Genomic DNA, 21,439 nt, shown 5'->3' on the forward strand with positions numbered 1-21,439 from the left:
TGAGCCGGATTCCACGGCAATAGCCGATGCCGAGCAGGTTAGGAAGCCTGCTGATGAAGGATAACCCGAGCCTGGATCTTTTGCTGAAACTGGTCGATGACGACGGCGGCAATGATGACCAGCCCTTTGATGACGGTCTGCCAAAAGGCCGAAACGCCCATCATGATCAGGCCATCGGCCAGGATGCCGATCACAAAAGCACCAATCAGGGTTCCACCGATGCGGCCGCGCCCGCCCGACATCGAAGTGCCGCCGAGTACCGCAGCGGCAATCGCGTTGAGCTCGAATGTCTCGCCGGTTGCCGGATGGCTTGCCTGTAGCTGCGATGCGATGATGAGGCCAACCAGTGCTGCGCAAAGGCCGGAGAACATGTAAACGAAGATCTTTACGCGACCGACATTGACGCCGGAAAGGGCTGCACCGCGCTCATTGCCGCCGACCGCGTAGATATGCCGGCCAAGGGGAGTCCGGGTTGCGATATAGGCGGCAATGATGGCAACGACAGCCAGGATCCAGATTGCCACTGGAATGCCAAGCAGGCTGCCGACGCCGATCCATGGGAAGCTCGCCGAACCGTAGTCTGGGTTGCCGTTGAGGTTTGGAAATGTCCTGCCGTCCGAAAACAGCAGCGCGGCGCCGCGGGCGACATAGAGCGTGCCGAGTGTGGCAATGAATGGCGCGACGTTGAGCTTGGTCACCAGCAGGCCATTCAAAATGCCGATGAATGCCCCGACCAGGAGGACGATCAGGCAGATCTCCAGCGTGTTGAATTGGATGCTCCAGCCTATGCCGAGATCGATGCCGTAAAGAACGAGGTAGCCGGAAACCATGGCGCAAAGACCCACAATCGAGCCAACGGAGAGGTCAATGCCTCCAGCGACGATCACGAAAGTCATGCCGATGGCGAGAAATGCGTTAAGTGCGACATGCTTGGAAATGATCAATACGTTCGCCGCCGACAGGAAGTTCGGTGCCATCACGGCGAAGAAGATAAACACCAGGAAAAGCGCCACCAGCGTGCGCATTTTCAAAAGAAGGAGGAGAGTGGACGATCTGCTGGAAGCCGTGGCTTTCGTGTCCGTGGTGGTGCTGCTCATGATACGGCAACCTTACGCTGATTGGGAGTGGCGGCGGATATGACATCTGCCGGGTCGGCTCCTGAAGGGAAGCTGCCCGTCAACCGACCACTGGCCATGACCAGAATCCGGTCTGAAAGAGCGAGCACTTCCTCAAGGTCGGAGGTGACGAAGAGAATGCCAAGGCCATCGGCAGCCAGGCGGCGCATGGTGCGAAATATCTCTGCCTTGGCGCCGATGTCGATCCCGCGCGAGGGCTCGTCCATCAGCAGGATCTTCGGCCGCGTCATCAGCGCCTTGCCGATCACCACCTTTTGCTGGTTTCCACCGGAAAGGCTGGAGACCGGATGCTCCATGTCCGAGATCTTGATGGCCAGCCGCCTGACGAATTCGCCCGCCTTGGCGGTCTCGGCAGACAGGCTCATATAGATGCCGCGGGTGAAGTCCCGCAGCGACGACAAGGTGAGATTTTCGCGGATCCCCATGATTTGTACCAGTCCATCACGCTTGCGGTCTTCGGGGATGAGCGCCAGGCCGCGGCGGATCCGTCCAGAAACGCTCGGTTCTTTGACCGGCTTCCCCTCGATGAACAGTTCGCCCGTCGATTGCGGATGCTGGGCCATGATGCACTCGAGGAGCTCGGATCGGCCGGCGCCCATCAGGCCATAGAGACCGACAATTTCGCCGGCTCGGACCGACAGGGAAACATGATTGACGGCAAGAATGCCAGCCGGCCCCTGCAGGCAGATATCTTCCACCCGGAACACTTCGTCCCCAAGCATATGGTCCACCGCCCGCGGAAAGTCCTTCGATGCGCTGCCGATCATGTTGCTGACGATCCAGGGAATATCGACGCCCTTCATGGATCGTGCCCCGGTGATCACGCCATCTCTGAGAACGGTAATGTAGTCGCCGATCCGGATAAGCTCTTCCAGCCGGTGCGAGATATAAACGATCCCCACGCCTTGTCTCTTGAGGTCGGCGATGACCCGGAATAGCACGTCGACTTCCGCGGCTGAGAGGGCCGATGTCGGTTCGTCGAGGATCAGGATGTTTGCGTTTCCGGCCAGAGCCTTGGCAATCTCGATGATCTGCTGCTGCCCGATGCGCAGGTTGCCAAGCAGGGTTTCGGGATCGATATTCTGCTCCAGCCTCTTCATGAGGATGCGCGCAGCTTCCGTTTGCGCGGCCCGGTCGATGTGGATGCCGGCCTTCGTCTTCTCGTGACCGATGAAGATGTTCTCCGCAACAGTCAGATTGGGAAACAGGTTGAGCTCCTGGAACACGATCCCGATGCCGTGTTGAACCGCATCCGCCTTGTCGACGAACACCAGCTGCTCGCCGTTCATCTCGATAGTGCCGCCGTTGAGCTTCTCCACCCCGGCTATGACTTTCATGAGCGTCGATTTCCCAGCGCCGTTCTCGCCAACGAGAACATTGACCGCGCCCATGCGCAGATCGAAATCGACGTTCTTCAATGCCTGCGTGCCGGGATAGAATTTCGAGCCGTTGCGGATGCTGAGTCCGACCGGATGGATGTCATTGTCTGCGTCGCCGCTCATGGTGCAATCTCCACGACCACGGGGACGATCAGCGGTTTTTCCGTTGCTGATCGGAGAGAAGTGGCGCCGACAAAGGTTACAGTCTTGCCCTGGAGGCTGCCGGCGGCCGGTAGGGCGGAGACGGCCTTGTCGTTCAGCGCGCGGCCAAGCTTTGCGAACTCGATCTGGTCGCGGAACTTGGAGAAGTCGTAGACGCTCGGCGCCACGTCGCGCAGGGCTGTGCCCTTCACGACCGTGCCGAGCTGAAGCGTCGCATCGGCCTGCCCGTCGCCATCGATATCGACGCTGGCGGTGCCGGCCTTCGACTGACGATTTTCCTCGATGATCTTGCCACTAGCCTTCACCGGAAAAATCCAGGAACCGCCGGCGCCGCCCGCCCTTACTCCAAGTGCCTTGCCGGCTTCGTCGAGGCTCTTGGCCAGTTCCGTCCTCAGGGTGACGAGATCGGTTGCCTTGCTCCGCAAAAGCGGGACGAGCTTGGCGTCGTAGGTCTCCTGCAGCAGGGCCGCGATGCGCGCTTCATCGCCTGCTTCGCCTGCTACCGGCGCCTGTCCCTCGGCATTGCCCGTCTTCACCAGCTTGCAGCCCGCCAGGCTTACAAACGCCGTCATGCCGACAGCCATCAACAGCTTCATTCTCATGATGCGCACCGAGATACTTGAAAGGAAGAGGGGCCTGAGTGCGCAAGGCACCCAGGCCATAGCTGGCTTTCGCTCACTTCAGAGCGAAGGTCTCAAGCTTTGCGGCATTGTCCGCATTAATCAGCACGCAATCCATCAGCTGCTTTTCGTCAACTCCCGTCTTGCCGCTCTTGATGAACTTGTCGGCCTGGGTGACGGCGAGCTGCGCCTGATCGTAAGCAGGCTGCAGAACGGTCGCCTTGATGCCACCCTTCTTGATCGAGTCCCGCACGTCATTGGAGCCGTCGAAGCCGACGACGATGACGTCCTTGCGACCTGCAGCCTCCAGGGCGGCATAAGCGCCCATAGCCATGGTGTCGTTGCCGGAAATCACGCCCTTGATGTCAGGGTGAGCCTGCAGCATCGATTCCATTACGTTGAAGGCTTCCGTCTGCGACCAGTTCGCCGTCTGACGGGCGACCATTTTCATGTCCGTGTACTGGTCGATGACGTCGTGATAGCCCTTGGAACGGATACCAGCGTTCGTGTCGGATTCCTTGCCGACGAGTTCCGCGAAATTCCCCTTTTCGCCCATCAGCTTAACGAATTCGTCAGCACCAAGCTGGGCGCCCTGGTAGTTGTTCGAGACGATCTGCGAAACGGCAACGCCTGCGGTCGTGATTTCGCGGTCGATCAGGAACGAGGGAATGCCCTTATCCTTGGCCTTCTTGACGGCGGCAACCGATGCATCGGCGCCGGCATTGTCCAGGATGATGGCCTTGACGCCGGCGGCGATGGCGGAATCAAACAGCTCATTCTGCTTGTTGGCATCGTCGTTGTGCACGAGCACCATGCTTTCGTAGCCGAGTTCCTTTGCCTTCGCGGCTGCGCCGTCGGCTTCCGCCTTGAAGAACGGGTTGTCATGGCTGGGCGTGATGATTGCGATCGTGTCCGCAGCCAGAGCTGCACCCGACATGGTGCCGACGATGCTGATCGCAACGGCCGACATGAACAGGCGTTTCGTGAATCTCATAGCTTCCTCCCTTGAGATTGCAGCCACCCTCCCGTGGCCTGACGCTAAGACTATCGATTGCTTTCGTTTTCTGTCAATCGCTTTCTGACTGGGACCGCATATTGCCCGATTCTGGACCAGTTTCGTTATGATGGTTCACCAGGGAGCGGTATGTCACCTCAACGGCAGCAAAAACGCTCTTGAACATCGCCATGAACTATGGTGAGTTTGCATCAAACGGCCTCAATCGAAAGCGTTCGAAAGAGAATTCGATTTGCTTAGGGCTTGCCACCGGGGAGGGTGGAGCAATTCAGTCCTTTGGCTGACGTCCCGTTGCGGGCCGGTGTGCGCTGCTTTCGTCGCCACAGGCATTGCCGGCGAGCAACGGGTTCGTCGGTTGGACCGTCGCTTGCTCAGGGGCGTTCGTATCACAAGCTAAACAGACAGATGGAGGAACTTCATGACTGAACAACGTTTTGGCGCCGGTATCTGGCATTTTGCCACCTATCTCGACCGCTATGCCACCGACGGCTATGGCGCTCCGCGCACCATCCTCGACGCTATTGATCTGGCGGGGCAGGTCCGGGACCTGTCCGTCGTCGACATGAACTACCCGTTCTTCGGCGGCGACTTTTCCAATGTGCAGGTGAAGGAGGCTCTGGAGCGCAACGGGCTCGGTGTCATCGGCATCACGCCGGAAATCTATACGCGGGAGTTCATGAAAGGATCTTTCACCAATCCCGACGCCGGCATTCGTCGGAGGACGCATGAGCTAGTGACGGAAGCCTGCGATCAGGTTCGCTATTTCGGCGCGGACTATGTCAAGCTTTGGCCTGGCCAGGACGGGTGGGACTACCCTTTCCAGGTCGACTACGGCACGCTCTGGAAGCATTCGCTCGACGGTGTCGGGCAGTTGGCAAGCGAGAACCCGGACCTGAAATTTGTCATCGAGTACAAGCCGCGCGAGCCGCGGGTGCGCATGAGCTTCGGATCGGTGGCACGCACACTTCTCGGGATCGAGAAGATCGGCCTGCCGAACGTCGGCATCCTTCTCGACTTCGGGCACGCCATCATGGGTGGCGAATCGGCGGCCGACAGCGCTCAACTGGCGATCGATTACGGACGGCTGTTCGGCATGGACGTCAACGACAACTATCGGTCATGGGACGACGATCTGGTGGCTGGCAGCCTGCACCCGATCGAGCTTTTCGAGTTCTTCTACGTCCTCAGGAAGAACAATTGGGAAGGTGTCTGGCAGCTCGATCAGTTCCCCTTCCGCGAAGATAGCGTCGCGACGGCCAATCACGCGATCGATTTCCTCAAAGCTGCGGGGAAGGGGCTGGAGGCGCTCGATGTCGATGCCTTGAAGGAAGCGCAGAGCCGCCACGACGCCATCGGAGCGCTCAAGATCGCCCAGAAGGCGTTGTTCGGGGCCATGTAGTCGCTGGCCGTCGGCAGATCGATCGACCCGGTCTCTACAAGTGGGCATGATGGAGCGGAAATGCTCCACCGTGCCCAAGACCTTCAGGTCTGGCACTCAGAGACCATGCAGCTGTCTACAGATCGACCAATCTTTGCGCGGTGAACTTGTCGGTCACCAACATGTCGATCACCCCGACGCGTAGGGCGCCGGCGATCGCGTCGGTCTTCTTGGCGCCGCCGGCCAGAGCGATAACCCGTTCAACCCGTGCAAGCTCCTCCAGCGGAAGGCCGAGAACTCGTTCGTCCAGAGGGGTCTTCACGCTTTTCCCGTTCTTGTCGAAGAAGCGCAGCGAGATGTCGCCGACCGCTCCCGCTTCGGCCAGGTCCGCCAGCTCCCGCGACGAAAAGATATTGCCCGATCGCGCCAGCAGTTCGGATGGCTCGACAGCGCCGATACCGACGATGGCGAGCGTGATACTGCCGAACAGGTCCATTGTTTCGCGAACGAAGGGGTCGGCCTGCATAAGGAGCTTGGCCTCCCGCGAGGTGGTCACGCCTTGCACGGGCAGAAGCTTCGGCTCGGCGCCCGTCAGCCGCGCCAGTCTCGTCGTGAGCTGGGTCGCGTGCGTCTGCACGGAAGGGTCTCCCATTCCGCCCAGGGTCTGCACCACGTATTTCGCCTGGGCACTCTTTTGCGGGTGGATGTTCTCGACCATCTTGAAGATCGTCTGGCTCCAGCTTGACACGCCGATAATCTCGCCCGGTGCGAGGGTTACCTCCAGGAGGTGAGCGGCCGCCTCTCCGATGCGGACCATGATCGCACCATCGCGATCCTCGGTGCACTCCACCACGATCGCTTCAGGCAGCTGGTATTTTGCGCGAAGCTGAGCCTCGAGCTCGCCGTATGTGCCGGCGGGCGGGATAACGCTCGTACGGACGATGTCCTCGGCTTCGGCCCGCTTCAGCATGCGCGAGACCGTCGCCTGGGAAAGTCGGAGATGCTGTGCGATCTCAGCCTGCCGCCGTCCCTCGATGTGATACATCTGGGCTACTCTGGAGATCAGGCGAAGTTCGTTAAGTCTGGCCATCATCCGTCCGGGGAGTATGAATTTTATTGACGTGTAGCTGGTGTCGTGCGCCACGTCGAGCGGCCAAGCGCGTCGTTCCAGGTTTCCAGAAGAGCCGCCTTTTCAACCGGCTGAGGGATGATGACCTGCGCGTTGCGGGGCAGGCCGGCGATATGATCGAGGTCCCGCCACATGCCCAGGGAAAGGCCTGCCAGATAGGCGGCTCCGAGAGCTGAGGCTTCCGGAGCGTCCCGTTGAATGATTGCATGTTCGACGAGATCGGAGACGCGCTGCATCAGGTAGAGGTTCTGGCTCGGGCCGCCGTCCACATAAAGAGCGCCGAGTTCGCCACCGCTTTGCGCCTTCATGGCTGCGATGACATCGTGGACCTGAAAGGCGATGGAATCGGTGACGGAACGCGCCATCTGAGCGCGCGTCGTGCTGAAGCCGATTTGCGAGAAGAGGGCGCGGGCATCGGAATTCCAATAGGGAGCGCCAAGTCCGACGAAGGCCGGCACGAAACCTGGGCCGCCCGGCTCCGCCGTCGCCGCAAGGTCAATCAACGCAGCGACGTCGGGAAGCCCGAGAATTCCGGCCATCCACGGCAGGCTGGCTGCGGAGACAAGAATATTGCCTTCGAAAGCAAAGGTGGGTGTACCGCCGATCCGCCAGGCGACGGTGGTCGTTATGCCGTTGCGGGGCGCAATGAAGATCGGCAAAGTGGTCATCACCGAGGAGCCGGTTCCAAACGTCACCTTGCCATCGCCAGGCTTGAACGCTCCGTGACCGAAGAGAGCGGCGTGGCTGTCGCCTATGGCAGCCCGGATCGGCGTGCCGTCGGGTACGCCCGGCAGGCCGCGGGTGGTGCCGAAGTCGCCCGAGCTGTCCAGCACCTTGGGGAGCAGGGCCGTATCGACGCCGAAGATCTCGCCGAGCTCATCGCTCCAGACCTGGGCCCGAAGATCGAACAGCTGGCTTCTTGCCGCGTTCGATGCATCGCACACATGCTGGCGACCGCTCGTGAGGCAATGGACAAGCCAGCTGTCGATCGTGCCGAGTCGGATCTGCCTCCCCGCAGGGATGCGGTCCAGCAGCCATCGGAACTTCGACCCCGGAAACATGGGATCGAGCGGAAGGCCCGTGAGGCCTTGCACGTGATCAAGATGTCCGTCCGCCATCAGCCGCTCGCAATCGACTGCCGTGCGTCGGCACTGCCAGCTGATCACGGGTCCAAGCGGCTCGCCGGTCTGCGCGTCCCATGCCGTTACCGACTCGCGCTGATTGGAAATCGCCACGGCTTCGATCGCCACGTCCGAAACCGTCTTCAGGCAGGCCTCTACCGCCTCGCAAACGGAGGCATAGAGACGACGGGGATCCTGCTCGACCCAGCCCGGCTGCGGATAGGAAATTCCGACCGCGGCGGAGCCTCTGGCAAAAATCTCCCCGTGCTCGGAAACCAGAACAGCCTTGGAATTGGTGGTTCCCTGGTCGATCGCCAGAATAGCCTTCATATTGGTCCTCTTATCAAGACGACCGGGGAATTGGCTGCCCCGGTTCTGTGACGCCTGCTCAGGCTTGCTTGCGCTTGATGAGCGCCTCGGCGGCATCGGCGATCGCCGACGGCGCCATGCCGAACTCGTCGAGAAGGAATTCCGCCGAGCCGGTCGGAGCGAAAATTCCAGGCACGCCCAGCCTCTTCATCGGGACCGGGGCATGATCGACCACTACCTCGGCCACCGCGGAGCCAAGGCCGCCGAAAACCGAGTGTTCTTCCGCCGTGACAATCGCTCCCGTCTCGTTCGCCGCAGCAATGATGGCGGCTTCGTCGATCGGTCTCACTGTTGCGAGGTTCAGGACCCTTGCATTGATACCGCGTTCGGCAAGGATCTCTGCGGCTTTCATCATTCGATGGGTCAGCGTGCCGTTGGCGATCAGCGTGACATCCGAACCCTGCCGAAGAAGATTGGCTTTGCCGAGTTCGAACTTGTGCCCTTCCGGCAGAAGGTCCGGCACGCCGACGCGCGAAAGGCGCAGGAAGCAAGGACCGCTGTAGCTCGCCGCCCATTCGACGGCGGCCGCAGTTTCAATCCGGTCGCAGGGGGCGATCACCGGCAGGTTGGGCAGCACCCGCATCCAGGCGAAGTCCTCGATCGAATGATGGGTCGGGCCGAGTTCTCCATAGGCCATGCCGGAAGAAATGCCGACCAGCTTCACATTGGCGTTCGAATAGGCGATGTCGGCCTTGATCTGCTCGAGCGACCGGCCAGTCAGGAAGGGTGCCGCGCCGCAGACATATGGGAGCCGCCCGCCATTGGCCAGTCCGGCCCCGACGCCGACCATGTTCTGTTCCGCAATGCCGACGTTGATCAACCGGTCCGGAAACTTCTCCTTGAAGCCGCCGAGCTTCGAGGACCCGACCGAGTCGTTGCAGACGGCCACGATGGTTTCATCCTCTGCCGCCAAGCGCTCCAGCGTCGCGGCAAAAGCGTCGCGGCAATCGTAGAGCTTGGGTGAGTTTACGGGCGCGTTCATCTAGAGAGCCTCCGACAGTTCTTTGACTGCAATTTCGTATTGTTCCTTGTTGGGAACCTTGTGATGCCAGTCGACCCGGTCCTGCATGAAGGAGATACCGTGGCCCTTGTTCGTGTGGGCGACGATGCAATGCGGTCGGCCACCTCGGTGTTCGAGAGCCGGCACCACCTCGCCCATATTGTTGCCATCGATTTCCGTGACTTCCCACGCGAATGCTTCGAGTTTTGGCCGCAACGGCGCAATGTCGTTGGTATCGGCGAGGGCGGCGCCCTGTTGGAAGCGGTTGTGGTCGATGATCAGGGTCAGGTTATCGAGCCCGAACTGCGCGGCGGCCATGATGGCCTCCCAGTTCGAGCCTTCCTGCATCTCGCCATCCCCGGTGACCACATAGGTATGGTATCCGGCGCCGGAGAGCTTCGCTGCCTTCGCCATTCCGACCGCAACGGGCAATCCGTGGCCAAGCGGCCCTGTATTGGTCTCGACGCCAGGAACCTTGTTGCAGTTCGGATGACCGTTCAGCCGCGAATGCGGCTTCAGGAATGTCGAGATCTCTTCTTCGGGAATGAAGCCACGCTTCGCCAACGTCACATAGAGCGCACAGGCGGTATGACCTTTGGAAAGAACGAAGCGGTCGCGCTCCGGGTTCTTGGGCTGGTCCGGCCAGATGCGCAGCACGCGGAAGTACAGCGCCGTCAGCACGTCGATCACCGACATCTCCCCGCCGATGTGACCTGCTCCGGCTTCGTAGACGGCTCGAAGGTCGCGCAGTCGGACCTGGCGAGCCATTCGCTCCAGTTCGCTGATCTCCATATTCACTCTCCTGAATAATTATGCATGTGACGATATTTTTGCAGACGTTCCTGATTAGTCAAGCGAAACTTGCTGAACCCATACTCGGGGAAGATGATTTATCGTTGACAGCTGCAGGCGAGCTTGCTAATGAATTTTCCAGCAATAGTGAATAATTATTCTAATTGCCGTGATTGAAATGACGCCTTGACTTAGGGAGGGTTGATGGTGGCGCTCGACATTAACGAACAGAGCGGTCCGTCCGGGGGCTGGCTCAAGAAGCTCAGCGGAGCAACCGGTCCACTCATTGGTCTGCTGGCCCTTTGCATCTTCCTCAGCATAAGCACTGACGCGTTTCTTTCGCTGCGTAACGGCCTCAACATCCTCGATCAGATCACTGTGCTTGGTATCATGGCGGTGGGAGTGACCTTCGTCATCCTGATTGGAGGCATCGATCTTTCGGTGGGGTCAGTGCTGGCCCTGTCGATGATGGTTATGGGGTGGACCGCGAATATCGCCGGGATGCCGATGCCCGTTGCCATCGGCTTTGCGCTCGTTGCCTCCGCTGCAAGCGGCCTTGTCGTTGGACTTCTTGTAACGGTCTTCCGTGTGCCGGCCTTCATCGCGACACTTGCCATGATGTCGGCTGCGCGCGGCGTGGCGAACATGATCACCGATGGACAGCAGATCGTCGGTTTCCCGGACTGGTTCACGATGCTGGCGATCGACCGCCACTTCGGCATCCTGACAGCCACTGTTTTCCTGATGCTGGCCGTCGTCCTTGCTGCTTGGATCTTCCTTCATTTTCGCGCCGAGGGCCGCATGCTCTATGCCGTCGGCGGAAACCCGGAAGTGGCGCGCCTCGCAGGCATCAATACCCAAGTGGTGACGATCGGCGTCTATGTGGTGAGCGCCATTCTTGCAGGACTGGCCGGCATCGTTCTGGCAGCGCGACTGGACTCGGTCCAGCCTTCGAGCGGCTTCGGCTACGAACTGGATACGATCGCCGCCGTCGTCATTGGCGGAACATCCCTGTCTGGCGGCGCCGGTGGCATAGGTGGAACCCTGATCGGCGTGCTGATCATCGGCGTGCTTCGCAACGGCCTGAACCTGCTCAACGTGTCGCCATTTCTTCAGCAGGTGATCATCGGCGTCGTCATCGTGCTTGCCGTCGGAGCGGAGACCATTCGCCGCCGCCGAGCCTGACGAAATTTCGTTCCGCGCTTGCGGCGAACATCAAGAATTCCCTTCCGAGAGCTTCGGAGCGGATCAATTCCCGGAGGGATGGAGGACATATCCCCGAGGGTTTGGCTAACAACAAGGAGGAGAATCCAATGAACATCATGCGTACCATGCTTGCTTCGGCTGCAATGCTCGGCCTTTCTCTCGGTTCGGCCCATGCCGCCGAGCTCAAGAAGGTCGGCCTCGCGGTCGCTAACCTTCAAGCGAACTTCTTCAACCAGATCAAGCAATCGGTGGAAGCCGAGGCAAAGAAACGCGGCATCGAAGTGATCACTGTTGACGCCAAGGGCGATGGCCCGACACAGGTCAACCAGATCCAGGATCTTCTGACGCAGAACATCGGCGCCCTCATCTATATTCCGGCCGGTGCTGCTGCCGCGACCGTGCCGGTCAAGCTTGCTAAGAATGCCGGCGTGCCGGTCGTCAACGTCGACCGTAACGCCGAAGGCGCACCGGGCGATACCTTCCTCGCCACCGACTCCGTCGCCTCCGCCAAGAACGTCTGCGATTACATTCTCAAGCAGGCCGGCGGCAAGGGCAAGATGGTGATCATCCACGGACAGAAGGGAACGACTCCGGAAGTCGACCGTTCGAAGGGCTGCGCCGAAAGCCTCAAGGCCTATCCGGACGTCAAGGTGGTTGCCGAGCAATACTCCAATATCTGGGGCCAGGACGAAGGCTTCCAGATCATGCAGAACATGCTGCAGGCCAATCCGGACATCTCCATCGTATTTGCTCAGGCTGACGCTCTGGCGCTCGGCGCCGCGCAGGCAATCAAGGTCGGCAACCCTTCCCAGAAGATCGTTCTGGGCGGTTTCGACGGTGACACCGCAGCGCTTGAAGCCCTCGGCAAGGGCGTCTTCGACGTCACGGCGACGCAGCAGACCCAGAAGATGGGCCGCGATGCGGTCGCCAATGCCGTCAAGCTGGCAGCTGGCGAAAAGGTGCCGCCGGTGCAGCTGATGGACGCGACGCTGACGACCAAGGACAACGTGGCCGGCTTCATCGCTAACCATCCGTAACCGTCTGCTGAATTCCAAGGGAGGTGTGTCGTGACCGAACCCGTTCTGTCGCTAAGAGGCATTTCGAAACGCTACGGACCACTGCAGGTTCTCAAGAACGTCAGCCTGGACGTTTATCCGGGTGAAGTGGTCGCTCTTCTTGGCGAGAACGGCGCCGGCAAATCGACGCTCTCCGGCATTATCGCCGGATCGCGCACACCTTCCGAAGGATCGATGACATGGCTGGGGCAGAACTATGCCCCGGCTACTCCAAGAGAAGCGATCGACAAGGGCGTCGTGCTTATTCACCAGGAACTGCAACTCCTGCCGCAGCTCTCGATTGCTGAAAACGTCTTCATCGGCCGCTGGCCGATGAAGAACGGCGTGATCGATCGCGGGCAGATGGTTCGCCGTGCCCAGGAGCAGCTCTCGCGGCTGAACCTGCATATTCCCGCCACCCGCAAAGTTGCCGGCCTCTCGACGGCCAGCCAGCAGCTCATCGAGATTGCCAAGGCCTTGGCGCTCAATGCCAGGCTGCTGATCCTGGACGAGCCGACGGCCGCCCTCGGAGGCACCGAGACCGAAGCCTTGTTCGAGCAGGTCAGAAAGCTGCGCTCCGAAGGGGTTGGCATTATCTACATTTCCCACCGGATGGACGAGATCAAGCGGATCACCGACCGTATCGTGGTTCTTCGTGATGGAGAACGCGTGCAGGAATTCGCCGACAGCGCCACGCCTGTGCGCACCATCGTCGAAAGCATGGTCGGGCGCTCGCTCGACCGCCTGTTTCCAGCCCTTCCGCAGCCGACCGATCGTCCAGTACTGCAGGTATCTGGACTAACCTCGCCTGAGGGCTCATTCCGGGACATCACGTTCGAGGTCCATGCAGGCGAGATCCTCGGCATTGCCGGGCTGATCGGCGCCGGACGGACTGAACTCGTCAGGGCGATCTCCGGCGCCGACCCGATTAGTGCCGGCTCGATCAGGCTAGAGGGCGAGGAGATCAGGCTCCGAAGCCCCAAGGATGCGATCGCCAAGGGTATCGTCATGGTCCCGGAGGATCGCAAGGACCAGGGCCTCGTGGTTGACCACCGGATCGGCGAGAACATCGTCTACGCCAATCTCGACAAGCTGTCCGGCAAATGGATCACGGCCCGCGCCAAGCAGCGTCTCGCCCAGAAGGCGGTCGTGAAGTTCGGCGTCAAGGGCCGTGCCGAGCAGCACGCTTCCGACCTTTCCGGTGGAAACCAGCAGAAGGTCGTGATTGCCAAATGGCTGATGCGTGATCCGAAGGTCGTGGTGCTCGACGAACCGACCCGCGGCATCGACGTCGGCGCTCGTGCCGGCATCTACGACATCATCGTCAACCTCGCCAAGCAGGGTGTTGCTGTCATCGTCGTCAGTTCGGACCTCGAAGAAGTGCTTGGGGTCTCGAACCGGATCCTCGTGCTTGCCCAGGGCAAGCAGGCAGGAATTCTCAGCCGTGAGGAGGCGAACGACGTCTCCGTCATGGAACTTGCAACAATCTAGGCAAATTCGGAAAGGAAGAGCGGTGTCCGATATCGACTTGAACGCTCCCAAGCTATTCGACCTCAGCGGCCAGGTTGCCATCGTCACGGGCGCAGGCAGCGGCATCGGCCAGCGCATCGCGATTGGCCTTGCCCAGTGCGGCGCCGATGTCGCGCTTCTCGACAGGCGCACTGACGATGGCCTTGCAAATACTGCCAGATGCGTGCAATCGGCCGGCCGGCGATCGATCGAAATCGCCGCCGACGTGACCAGCAAGAGCTCTCTTGCCGAGGCTGTTGCGCGGACCGAAGCCGAACTGGGTGCTCTTTCGCTTGCGGTCAATGCCGCCGGCATCGCCAATGCGAGCCCGGCGGAAGACATGGAGGAGGACCAGTACCAGACGCTGATGGACATCAACCTGAAAGGCGTCTTCCTCTCCTGCCAGGCCGAAGCCCGCGCCATGCTGAAACACGGCCGCGGGGCAATCGTCAACATTGCGTCGATGTCCGGCGTGATCGTCAATCGCGGTCTTAGCCAGGCCCATTACAATGCGTCCAAGGCTGGCGTGATCCACATGTCGAAGTCGATGGCGATGGAGTGGGTCGATCGGGGCGTCCGCGTCAACACGATCTCGCCGGGATATACGGCAACCCCGATGAACACTCGCCCGGAAATGATCCACCAGACTAAGCTCTTCGAAGAGCAGACGCCGATGCAGCGCATGGCGACCGTCGACGAGATGGTGGGACCAGCAGTATTCCTGCTTTCCGGGGCGGCGAGCTTCGTGACCGGTGTCGACCTTCTGGTCGATGGCGGCTTCTGCTGCTGGTGATCCGATGCGCAAGCTGATCGCAGGCAACTGGAAAATGAACGGCCTGGCCTCGTCCCTGGAAGAGATCGAGACACTGAAGGGACTGACGGGCGGTGCGGCATGCGATATTGTCGTCTGCCCGCCCTTCACGCTGATCGAAAAGGCCGCGCAACAGGCTCGCGGATCGCATATCGCCATCGGCGCCCAGGATTGCCACACGAAGACCTCCGGCGCTTTCACGAGCGACATTTCCGCTGCAATGCTTTGTGAGGCAGGGGCACGTTTCGTGATCCTCGGGCACTCCGAACGGCGTGCGGTCTACCACGAAACCAACATGATCGTCGCACGCAAGGCGACCGCTGCTCAGGAGGCCGGGCTGGCGAGCATCATCTGCGTCGGCGAGACCCGCGCCGAACGCGACGAGGGGATAGCGCTCGACGTGGTCCGCCGGCAGCTCCGCGGCTCTCTTCCGATCGCAGCAGCAAGTGCAAATACCGCCATAGCCTATGAGCCGGTCTGGGCAATCGGCACCGGTCTCGTGCCCACCATCGATCAAATCGACGAAGTCCACCGGTCTCTCAGGCAGATCCTTGAACAGGAGCTTGGCCAGGAGGGGAGGCTGGTGAGGATCCTCTACGGTGGATCAGTGAAATCTTCTAACGCCTCGTCCATCTTCGACGTACCCGATGTCAATGGTGCCCTGGTGGGGGGAGCCTCGCTGAAGGCTTCCGATTTCGCCGAAATTATCTCGGCAGCGGCCTGACGCTCTTGCGGCGCCGTCGCTGCCATACACCGAAATCGAAAGGAAATTCTCCCATGAGACGCTTTGAAAACAAGACAGTCGTGATCACCGGGGCCAGTCGCGGCATCGGCGCGGCAATTGCCAAGCGCTTCGCGCGGGAAGGGGCGAACCTCGTCGTTTCCGCCAACGAGGACCTCGTCCATTCGGTGGCCGAGCAGATCAAGGTGGACGCAGGCAAAGCAATCTCCTTCGTCGGCGACGTCACCGACAAGGTCAGCGTCAAGGCGCTTTACGACGCCGCCGAGGAGGCATTCGGGGCGGTCGATGTATCGATCCAGAATGCCGGTGTCATTACCATTTCACGTATCGAGGACATGACCGAGGACGAATGGGACAAGGTCATGGCGGTGAACACCAAGGGCGTGTTCCTCTGCGCCCAGGAAGCGATTGCACGGATCCGCAAGCATGGCCGCGGCGGCCGCATCATCAATACCGCCTCCGGTCAGGCGCGCGACGGCTTCATCTACACGCCTCATTATGCCGCATCCAAGATGGGCGTCGTCGGCATCACTCAGAGCCTAGCCAAGGAAGTCGCCACAGATGGCATCACGGTCAACGCCTTCTGCCCCGGCATCATCGAAACGGACATGTGGGCCTATAACGACCAGGCCTGGGGGAAGCTTCTCGGCACTTACGCACCCGGGGAGCTGATGAAGGAATGGGTTGAAGGCATTCCGATGAAACGGGCCGGCTCGGGCGAGGACGTCGCAGGCCTCGTCACTTTCCTTGCCAGCGAGGACGCCGCCTATATCACGGGCCAGACAATCAATGTCGACGGCGGGCTGATCATGTCCTGACGATCAGGGATGCTAGTTCGCCTGCCGGGCGCCATTCGGCGGCGGGACAAGGTGCTGCGGCTCTTGCGCGTTCGGCGTCATCACGCTGACCAAATGGGAAAATCCTTGTAAGTCGTCGGAAGTGAACAGCTTGTTTGAAATTAAACGCTTGCGTTTAAACGGCCAGTTTCATTAACTCCGTATTGTTCTCAGGGCGGGGTGAAACTCCCCACCGGCGGTATCGGGATTGTCCCGGAGCCCGCGAGCGCTTCCGTCAAAGCGGAAGGTCAGCAGATCCGGTGGGAAGCCGGAGCCGACGGTCACAGTCCGGATGGAAGAGGGCAGGTCAGAACGTCTCCGCCAGGGGGCGCGTCCGGCTTGTTCGCCCAAGGGATAAATGGCGGCTCGAAAGGCCGCAGTTTGCCGCTAACGCGGGTAACCCTTGAAAGGCGTTGAAATGACAATTGCAACAATCGAAGCTGCTCTCGACGCGTTGGCCCGCGGGCAGATGATCGTCGTAGTCGATGACGAAGACCGAGAAAACGAAGGCGATATCATCGCAGCGTCCGAAACCGCGACACCCGAAACCATAGCATTCATGATGAACCATGCACGCGGTCTGATTTGCGTGGCGATGGAGGGCGATCGGCTCGACCAGCTCGACATTCCGTTGATGGTGCCGCGCAACACCGAATCCCACAAGACCGCTTTCACCGTTTCTGTCGATTACATTCCAGGCACGACGACAGGCATTTCCTCAAGCGACCGGGCCGCGACTGTAAGGGCACTCGTTGATCCTTCGGCACACGCAGATGACTTTGCCAGACCGGGACACATCTTTCCTCTGCGTGCGCATCCCAACGGCGTGCTCTCGCGATCAGGACATACGGAAGCTGCGGTCGATCTTTGCCGGCTCGCTGGCCTCACAGCTTCAGGCGTCATCTGCGAAGTCGCCAAGGAAGATGGCAGCATGGCAAGGTTGCCTGACCTTGCAAAGTTTGCGAGCCAACACAAGATGCCGCTGGTAACGATTGCTGACCTGATCGTATACATCAAAAATGCCGCAGGAGCCTCGAAGGCGTTTGCTGCCTAATTCATTTCATGCACTGCGTCGCGGTCAGGCAGCGCATTGCCAGCTAGAATGACATGTACTTCGGAGGTCATCTACATGCTGCCTCCGATCCAATATGGCGTCAAACGCTCAGGCCGTTGGTTTCCGGAAGCGTCAGGGTATCGAGCCTCGAGGCCGCTCCACCGATGCACGAGGTGGGATAGCGGCATTTTGCGCTTAACCGTGACCCTCAATCTGTTGAAAGATTACGGTCAACCGCCTGCTCTACGCGCTGCTCGACGGCGGCATGATCAGCCTGGACCCGTCGCGTGGTCGCATCTATTGGTCGGGCCTACACGGATTCAGCTCCATGCTTGAGATCAGCAAAATAGGAAGAAGAAACCATGTCGCAAGCCGGCTCCACCGTCGCCCAGTCGTCGCCCTCCAACCGGCTGGCGCTTGCGGCTCTTATTCTGGGTGGCGCGGCGATCGGCGGGTCGCCGATCTTCGTCCGCCTGTCAGAAGTTGGACCAATGGCAACCGGCTTCTGGCGCGTGGCGCTGGCATTGATCCCGATCTTCATCTTTTCCGTTATCAAGCGAAACGACGCCGGCCCTAGGCCCGCCACTTGGTCGGACTACGGTCTACTGATTTTGCCAGGCGTCATCCTTGCCACGGATCTGATTACCTGGCACCTGTCGATCACCATCACGTCCGTCGCTAACGCGACCCTGCTCGCCAATCTGGCGCCGGTCTTCGTCACCGCCATCGGCGTCATTTTTCTGGGGGCCTCCGTTAATCGGACCTTCGTGATCGGTCTCGGGCTTGCAGTTGGCGGCGTCGTCATCCTCAAGGGTGGGCCTGGAGCCCTGACCCATGGCGATTTGCGGGGCGATGGCGGCGCAGTGCTCGCAGCTATCTCCTACGCACTTTATATCCTTGCGATCGGCAGGCTGCGCAGCCGTTTCCACACCATTCGCATCATGCTGTGGAGCACTGCATCGGCTGCAGTCTGCCTATTCCCGTTCGGATACTTCCTGGAGGATCACCTGCTACCGGCGACAGCCTATGGCTGGGCGATGGTTTTCGGCCTCGCCTTCATCAGCCATGCCGGCGGCCAGATGGCGATCACCTATGCGCTCGCCTATCTGCCTGCCGCCTTTTCGTCGCTGACGCTGCTGTTGCAGCCTGTCGTGGCGGCGATCCTTGCCTGGATAATCTTGAGCGAGCCGATTGGCCCGATGCAGGCGATCGGCGGGCTGGTGGTGCTTACCGGGATCATGGTCGCCCGGAGAGGATGAGCAGGATCAGGCGACGAGGTCGGCGGCTTGCATCGCGGAGGGGAGACGCTTCGTCGAGTTCGGCACCAGATTGGCCTCGACGATACATTCGTTGTTGTGCCTTACACATCACGTGGTGCAATCAACCAGCCGGTGCCGTAGCACGATGATAATATAGGTCTCAGGGCTCGCCTAAGCAGCCTCAACCGCTTGGGCGATTTAACCGCGCATGATCCGATGCTGGTCCTTGCTCAGGGCGACGAGTGCCGAGTGTCGCCATCGAGCAATGTCAGAAGTCTAGCGAAGGTTGCTGTTACCGGAGCCGCCACACCGCAATATGATGCTTGCGCAGCTACAGCGCCGGTGATTGTGTCGATTTCCATGGCGCGGCCGGCCAGCCTGTCCTGTAGCATGGAAGGCTTATGCGGCCTGTGATGCGTGAATGCAAACTCCACCGAGCGCCGCGTCCTTTCCGCATCTACATCGATACCCCGAGCCTTTGCGACGAGCAAAGCTTCTTCCAGAATAGCGAACACCAAAGCGCGCGCTTCCGGGCGATCGGCCATTTGGCCTACCGTTAAATTCGTCACAGCCGCCAATGAATTCATTGCCGCATTGAAAGCCAGCTTCTCCCAAATCGAAATCTCGACCCGGGGGTCCAGCACGCATCTAAGGCCCGCTTGGCTCAGCATCTCGCTGATCGTATCCAGACGCTGCGAATGCATGCCGGCGGCGCTCCAGATCCTGATCTCTCCGGTTCCCGGCACCTGGACATGGCCTGGCTCAACAAGACTTGCGGGCCAGTTTGTCATTCCCATGATGATGCGGTCCCTTCCGATAGACGCTTCGATAGCCTCGACATTGCCGAGCCCGTTCTGGACAGTAAGGGCCCAGGTCTCGGTACCAATCAGGTGACGGCAAGCCTCCACAGCCGCTCGCGTATGCATTCCCTTGGTGAACACCACAAGCCCATCCACGACCCCCACATATCGATCGGCTGTGCCGATAGGCAGGATGTGTCGTGTCTCCCCGGCCTCGTCAGAGATGCGCAGGCCATGCTTGCCGATCGCATCAATCTGCGCCAGCGAGACTTCCACCAGCAAAATCTCCTGTCCACTGTCCGCCAGCCTGCCAGCAAATAAGGTCCCCATGGCACCAGCGCCGATAATTGCAATTCTCATGCTTCTCCAACCATTGGTGCCCACCGTACGACTTCGGATTCTCCTGCAAGTGATGGGTCCAGCCAAGATAGTTTGACATAAAAAAGTTTTGCTACCAAATTATATTGCCAAATGTTTCGGTTTTGCGTAGCCTTCGTGGCCAAGAGGAAAGGCGAGCAGTGTGAAGCTTGTCGTCAGAGGAACACGATGCGCTTTCAGCGGCCAGGTTGCGCCCGGCCGAGAAGGTTAGATGTCGCGCTCAGGAGGATTTCTTGGACAGCATTCAATTGTTGATCGACAACGATGATCGCGCCGCCGCGTCCGGCAACCTGTTCGAGCGGTTCGATCCGGTGACCGGCAATGTGGCGACCAGCGCCCCGGCCGGCGGACCGGACGATGCCCGCGCCGCCTGCGACGCTGCGGCTGCCGCCTTCCCGGCCTGGTCGGCCATGGGTCCCGGCGACCGCCGCAAGCTGCTGCTGAAGGCCGCCGACGTGATGGACAGCAAGGCCGGCGACTTTGCAAGGCTGATGACAGCCGAGACCGGTTCGACCGGCCCCTGGGGCGGTTTCAACACCATGCTGGCGGCCAATATTCTGCGCGAAGCCGCATCGATGACCACCCAGATTTCCGGCGAGATCATTCCTTCCGACAAGCCGGGCAGCCTTGCCATGGGCATCCGCCAGCCGGCCGGCGTCTGCGTTGGCATTGCGCCGTGGAATGCACCGGTCATTCTCGGCACCCGCGCCATCGCCATGCCGCTTGCCTGTGGCAATACGGTGGTCCTCAAGGCCTCGGAAATGTGCCCGGCCACCCATCTGCTGATCGGCCAGGTGATGCGCGAGGCAGGCCTGCCGAAGGGCGTCGTCAACGTCGTCACCAATGCCCCGGCCGACGCTGCCCAGGTGGTCGAGGCGCTGGTTGCGCATCCCGCCGTCAAGCGCATCAACTTCACCGGCTCGACACGGGTCGGCAAGATCATCGCAAAGCTTGCGGCCGAACAGCTGAAGCCGGTGCTGCTGGAACTCGGGGGCAAGGCGCCACTTTTGATTCTCGACGATGCTGATATCGATGCGGCAGTGAATGCAGCCGCTTTCGGCGCCTACATGAACCAGGGCCAGATCTGCATGTCGACGGAGCGGATCATCGTCGACGAGAAGATCGCCGATGCCTTCGTGGCGAAGCTGGCGGCCAAGGCCAACGCCCTCCCTTCCGGCGATCCGCGCGGCCATGTCGTGCTCGGCTCGCTCGTTAGCCTCGATGCTGCCGAACGCGTGTCGGAAATGGTCGAGGACGCCCTCGCCAAGGGCGCGTCGCTGGTGGCCGGCGGCAAGCGCGAAGGTACCATCATGGAAGCAACCCTCGTCGACAAGGTGACGCCGCAAATGCGCATCTATTCGGAAGAATCTTTCGGCCCGGCCAAGAGCGTCATCCGCGTGCAGGGCGACGAGGAGGCGATCCGCGTCGCCAACGACACCGAATACGGCCTGTCGGCCGCCGTCTTCAGCCGCGACATCCAGCGGGCGATGGCGGTTGCCAAGCGCATCGAAAGCGGCATCTGCCACATCAACGGACCGACCGTGCATGACGAGGCGCAGATGCCGTTCGGCGGCGTCAAGGGTTCCGGCTACGGCCGTTTCGGCGGCCGCGCGGCGATCGACGAATTTACCGACCTGCGTTGGATTACCATCGAGGATCCGCACCAGCATTATCCCTTCTAAGCGAAT

The 21,439-nt window shown here is 60.5% G+C and carries 19 protein-coding genes and 1 riboswitch; of the genes, 10 read left to right on the forward strand and 9 right to left on the reverse strand.

All coding sequences use genetic code 11. The features are described 5' to 3' along the window. Positions 1-38: 38 nt before the first annotated feature. From E2F50_RS17605 to E2F50_RS17620, 4 genes are all read right to left on the reverse strand, one after another. Entirely contained in the window at positions 39-1,097 is a 1,059-nt protein-coding gene (locus E2F50_RS17605) for an ABC transporter permease (protein ID WP_133317492.1), read from the reverse strand. After that, entirely contained in the window at positions 1,094-2,638 is a 1,545-nt protein-coding gene (locus E2F50_RS17610) for a sugar ABC transporter ATP-binding protein (protein ID WP_133317493.1), read from the reverse strand. Before E2F50_RS17610 ends, E2F50_RS17605 begins: the two co-directional genes overlap by 4 nt. Then, complete coding sequence (locus E2F50_RS17615) at positions 2,635-3,279, reverse strand: DUF2291 family protein (protein ID WP_202615479.1); 645 nt, start codon at positions 3,277-3,279, stop codon at positions 2,635-2,637. The genes E2F50_RS17610 and E2F50_RS17615 overlap by 4 nt, the downstream gene beginning before the upstream one ends. A gap of 73 nt (positions 3,280-3,352) precedes the next feature. Next, entirely contained in the window at positions 3,353-4,291 is a 939-nt protein-coding gene (locus tag E2F50_RS17620) for a D-ribose ABC transporter substrate-binding protein (protein ID WP_133317494.1), read from the reverse strand. A gap of 439 nt (positions 4,292-4,730) precedes the next feature. Between E2F50_RS17620 and E2F50_RS17625 the strand changes: the two genes are divergently transcribed. Continuing rightward, positions 4,731-5,711: a sugar phosphate isomerase/epimerase family protein gene (locus E2F50_RS17625; RefSeq protein ID WP_133317495.1), complete on the forward strand. Its 981-nt coding sequence runs from the start codon at positions 4,731-4,733 to the stop codon at positions 5,709-5,711. Between the two features lie 115 nt (positions 5,712-5,826). On the opposite strand, the gene E2F50_RS17630 is transcribed toward E2F50_RS17625, so the two are convergent. The 4 genes from E2F50_RS17630 to E2F50_RS17645 are packed head-to-tail and all read right to left on the reverse strand — an operon-like array spanning position 5,827 to position 10,101. Then, on the reverse strand, positions 5,827-6,780 hold the full coding sequence (locus E2F50_RS17630; RefSeq protein WP_133317496.1) for a sugar-binding transcriptional regulator: 954 nt from the start codon (positions 6,778-6,780) through the stop codon (positions 5,827-5,829). Positions 6,781-6,803: 23 nt separating this feature from the next. Then, the gene (locus tag E2F50_RS17635; protein ID WP_133317497.1) at positions 6,804-8,270 is read right to left on the reverse strand and encodes an FGGY family carbohydrate kinase; all 1,467 of its coding nucleotides are present in this window, start codon (positions 8,268-8,270) and stop codon (positions 6,804-6,806) included. A gap of 58 nt (positions 8,271-8,328) precedes the next feature. Then, on the reverse strand, positions 8,329-9,291 hold the full coding sequence (locus tag E2F50_RS17640; protein ID WP_133317498.1) for a transketolase family protein: 963 nt from the start codon (positions 9,289-9,291) through the stop codon (positions 8,329-8,331). Next, the gene (locus E2F50_RS17645; protein ID WP_133317499.1) at positions 9,292-10,101 is read right to left on the reverse strand and encodes a transketolase; all 810 of its coding nucleotides are present in this window, start codon (positions 10,099-10,101) and stop codon (positions 9,292-9,294) included. A 204-nt stretch (positions 10,102-10,305) separates the two neighbouring features. On the opposite strand from E2F50_RS17645, the gene E2F50_RS17650 reads away from it, so the two are divergent. The 8 genes from E2F50_RS17650 (at position 10,306) to E2F50_RS17685 (ending at position 18,573) form a co-directional block, all read left to right on the forward strand. Then, positions 10,306-11,286 (forward strand): ABC transporter permease, encoded by a 981-nt coding sequence (locus tag E2F50_RS17650; RefSeq protein ID WP_133317500.1) that lies wholly within the window; start codon positions 10,306-10,308, stop codon positions 11,284-11,286. A 128-nt stretch (positions 11,287-11,414) separates the two neighbouring features. Then, positions 11,415-12,344, forward strand: coding sequence for a sugar ABC transporter substrate-binding protein (locus tag E2F50_RS17655; RefSeq protein ID WP_133317501.1), 930 nt, complete (start codon positions 11,415-11,417; stop codon positions 12,342-12,344). A 30-nt stretch (positions 12,345-12,374) separates the two neighbouring features. After that, positions 12,375-13,853: a sugar ABC transporter ATP-binding protein gene (locus tag E2F50_RS17660; protein WP_133317502.1), complete on the forward strand. Its 1,479-nt coding sequence runs from the start codon at positions 12,375-12,377 to the stop codon at positions 13,851-13,853. A 22-nt stretch (positions 13,854-13,875) separates the two neighbouring features. Continuing rightward, a complete protein-coding gene (locus E2F50_RS17665) occupies positions 13,876-14,664 on the forward strand; it encodes an SDR family oxidoreductase (protein ID WP_133317503.1) in 789 nt (262 codons plus the stop codon). 4 nt (positions 14,665-14,668) lie between these two features. Next, positions 14,669-15,406: a triose-phosphate isomerase gene (gene tpiA / locus E2F50_RS17670; protein ID WP_133317504.1), complete on the forward strand. Its 738-nt coding sequence runs from the start codon at positions 14,669-14,671 to the stop codon at positions 15,404-15,406. A 53-nt stretch (positions 15,407-15,459) separates the two neighbouring features. Next, positions 15,460-16,242, forward strand: a complete 783-nt coding sequence (locus E2F50_RS17675) for a glucose 1-dehydrogenase (protein WP_133317505.1) — start codon at positions 15,460-15,462, stop codon at positions 16,240-16,242. 180 nt (positions 16,243-16,422) lie between these two features. Beyond that, a riboswitch (FMN riboswitch) is annotated at positions 16,423-16,568 on the forward strand. Between the two features lie 110 nt (positions 16,569-16,678). Continuing rightward, a complete protein-coding gene (ribB, locus tag E2F50_RS17680) occupies positions 16,679-17,314 on the forward strand; it encodes a 3,4-dihydroxy-2-butanone-4-phosphate synthase (protein WP_133317506.1) in 636 nt (211 codons plus the stop codon). A 362-nt stretch (positions 17,315-17,676) separates the two neighbouring features. Then, positions 17,677-18,573 (forward strand): DMT family transporter, encoded by an 897-nt coding sequence (locus tag E2F50_RS17685; protein ID WP_133317507.1) that lies wholly within the window; start codon positions 17,677-17,679, stop codon positions 18,571-18,573. Between the two features lie 230 nt (positions 18,574-18,803). Here E2F50_RS17685 and E2F50_RS17690 read toward each other — a convergent pair whose 3' ends face one another. Continuing rightward, positions 18,804-19,733: a ketopantoate reductase family protein gene (locus E2F50_RS17690; protein WP_133317508.1), complete on the reverse strand. Its 930-nt coding sequence runs from the start codon at positions 19,731-19,733 to the stop codon at positions 18,804-18,806. Between the two features lie 251 nt (positions 19,734-19,984). Here E2F50_RS17690 and E2F50_RS17695 point away from each other — a divergent pair, with 251 nt between their 5' ends. Next, the gene (locus E2F50_RS17695; RefSeq protein ID WP_133317509.1) at positions 19,985-21,433 is read left to right on the forward strand and encodes an aldehyde dehydrogenase; all 1,449 of its coding nucleotides are present in this window, start codon (positions 19,985-19,987) and stop codon (positions 21,431-21,433) included. The last annotated feature ends 6 nt before the right edge of the window (positions 21,434-21,439 follow it).

This window comes from Rhizobium deserti (genome assembly GCF_004358025.1).
GTDB classification, from domain to species: Bacteria; Pseudomonadota; Alphaproteobacteria; order Rhizobiales; family Rhizobiaceae; genus Neorhizobium; species Neorhizobium deserti.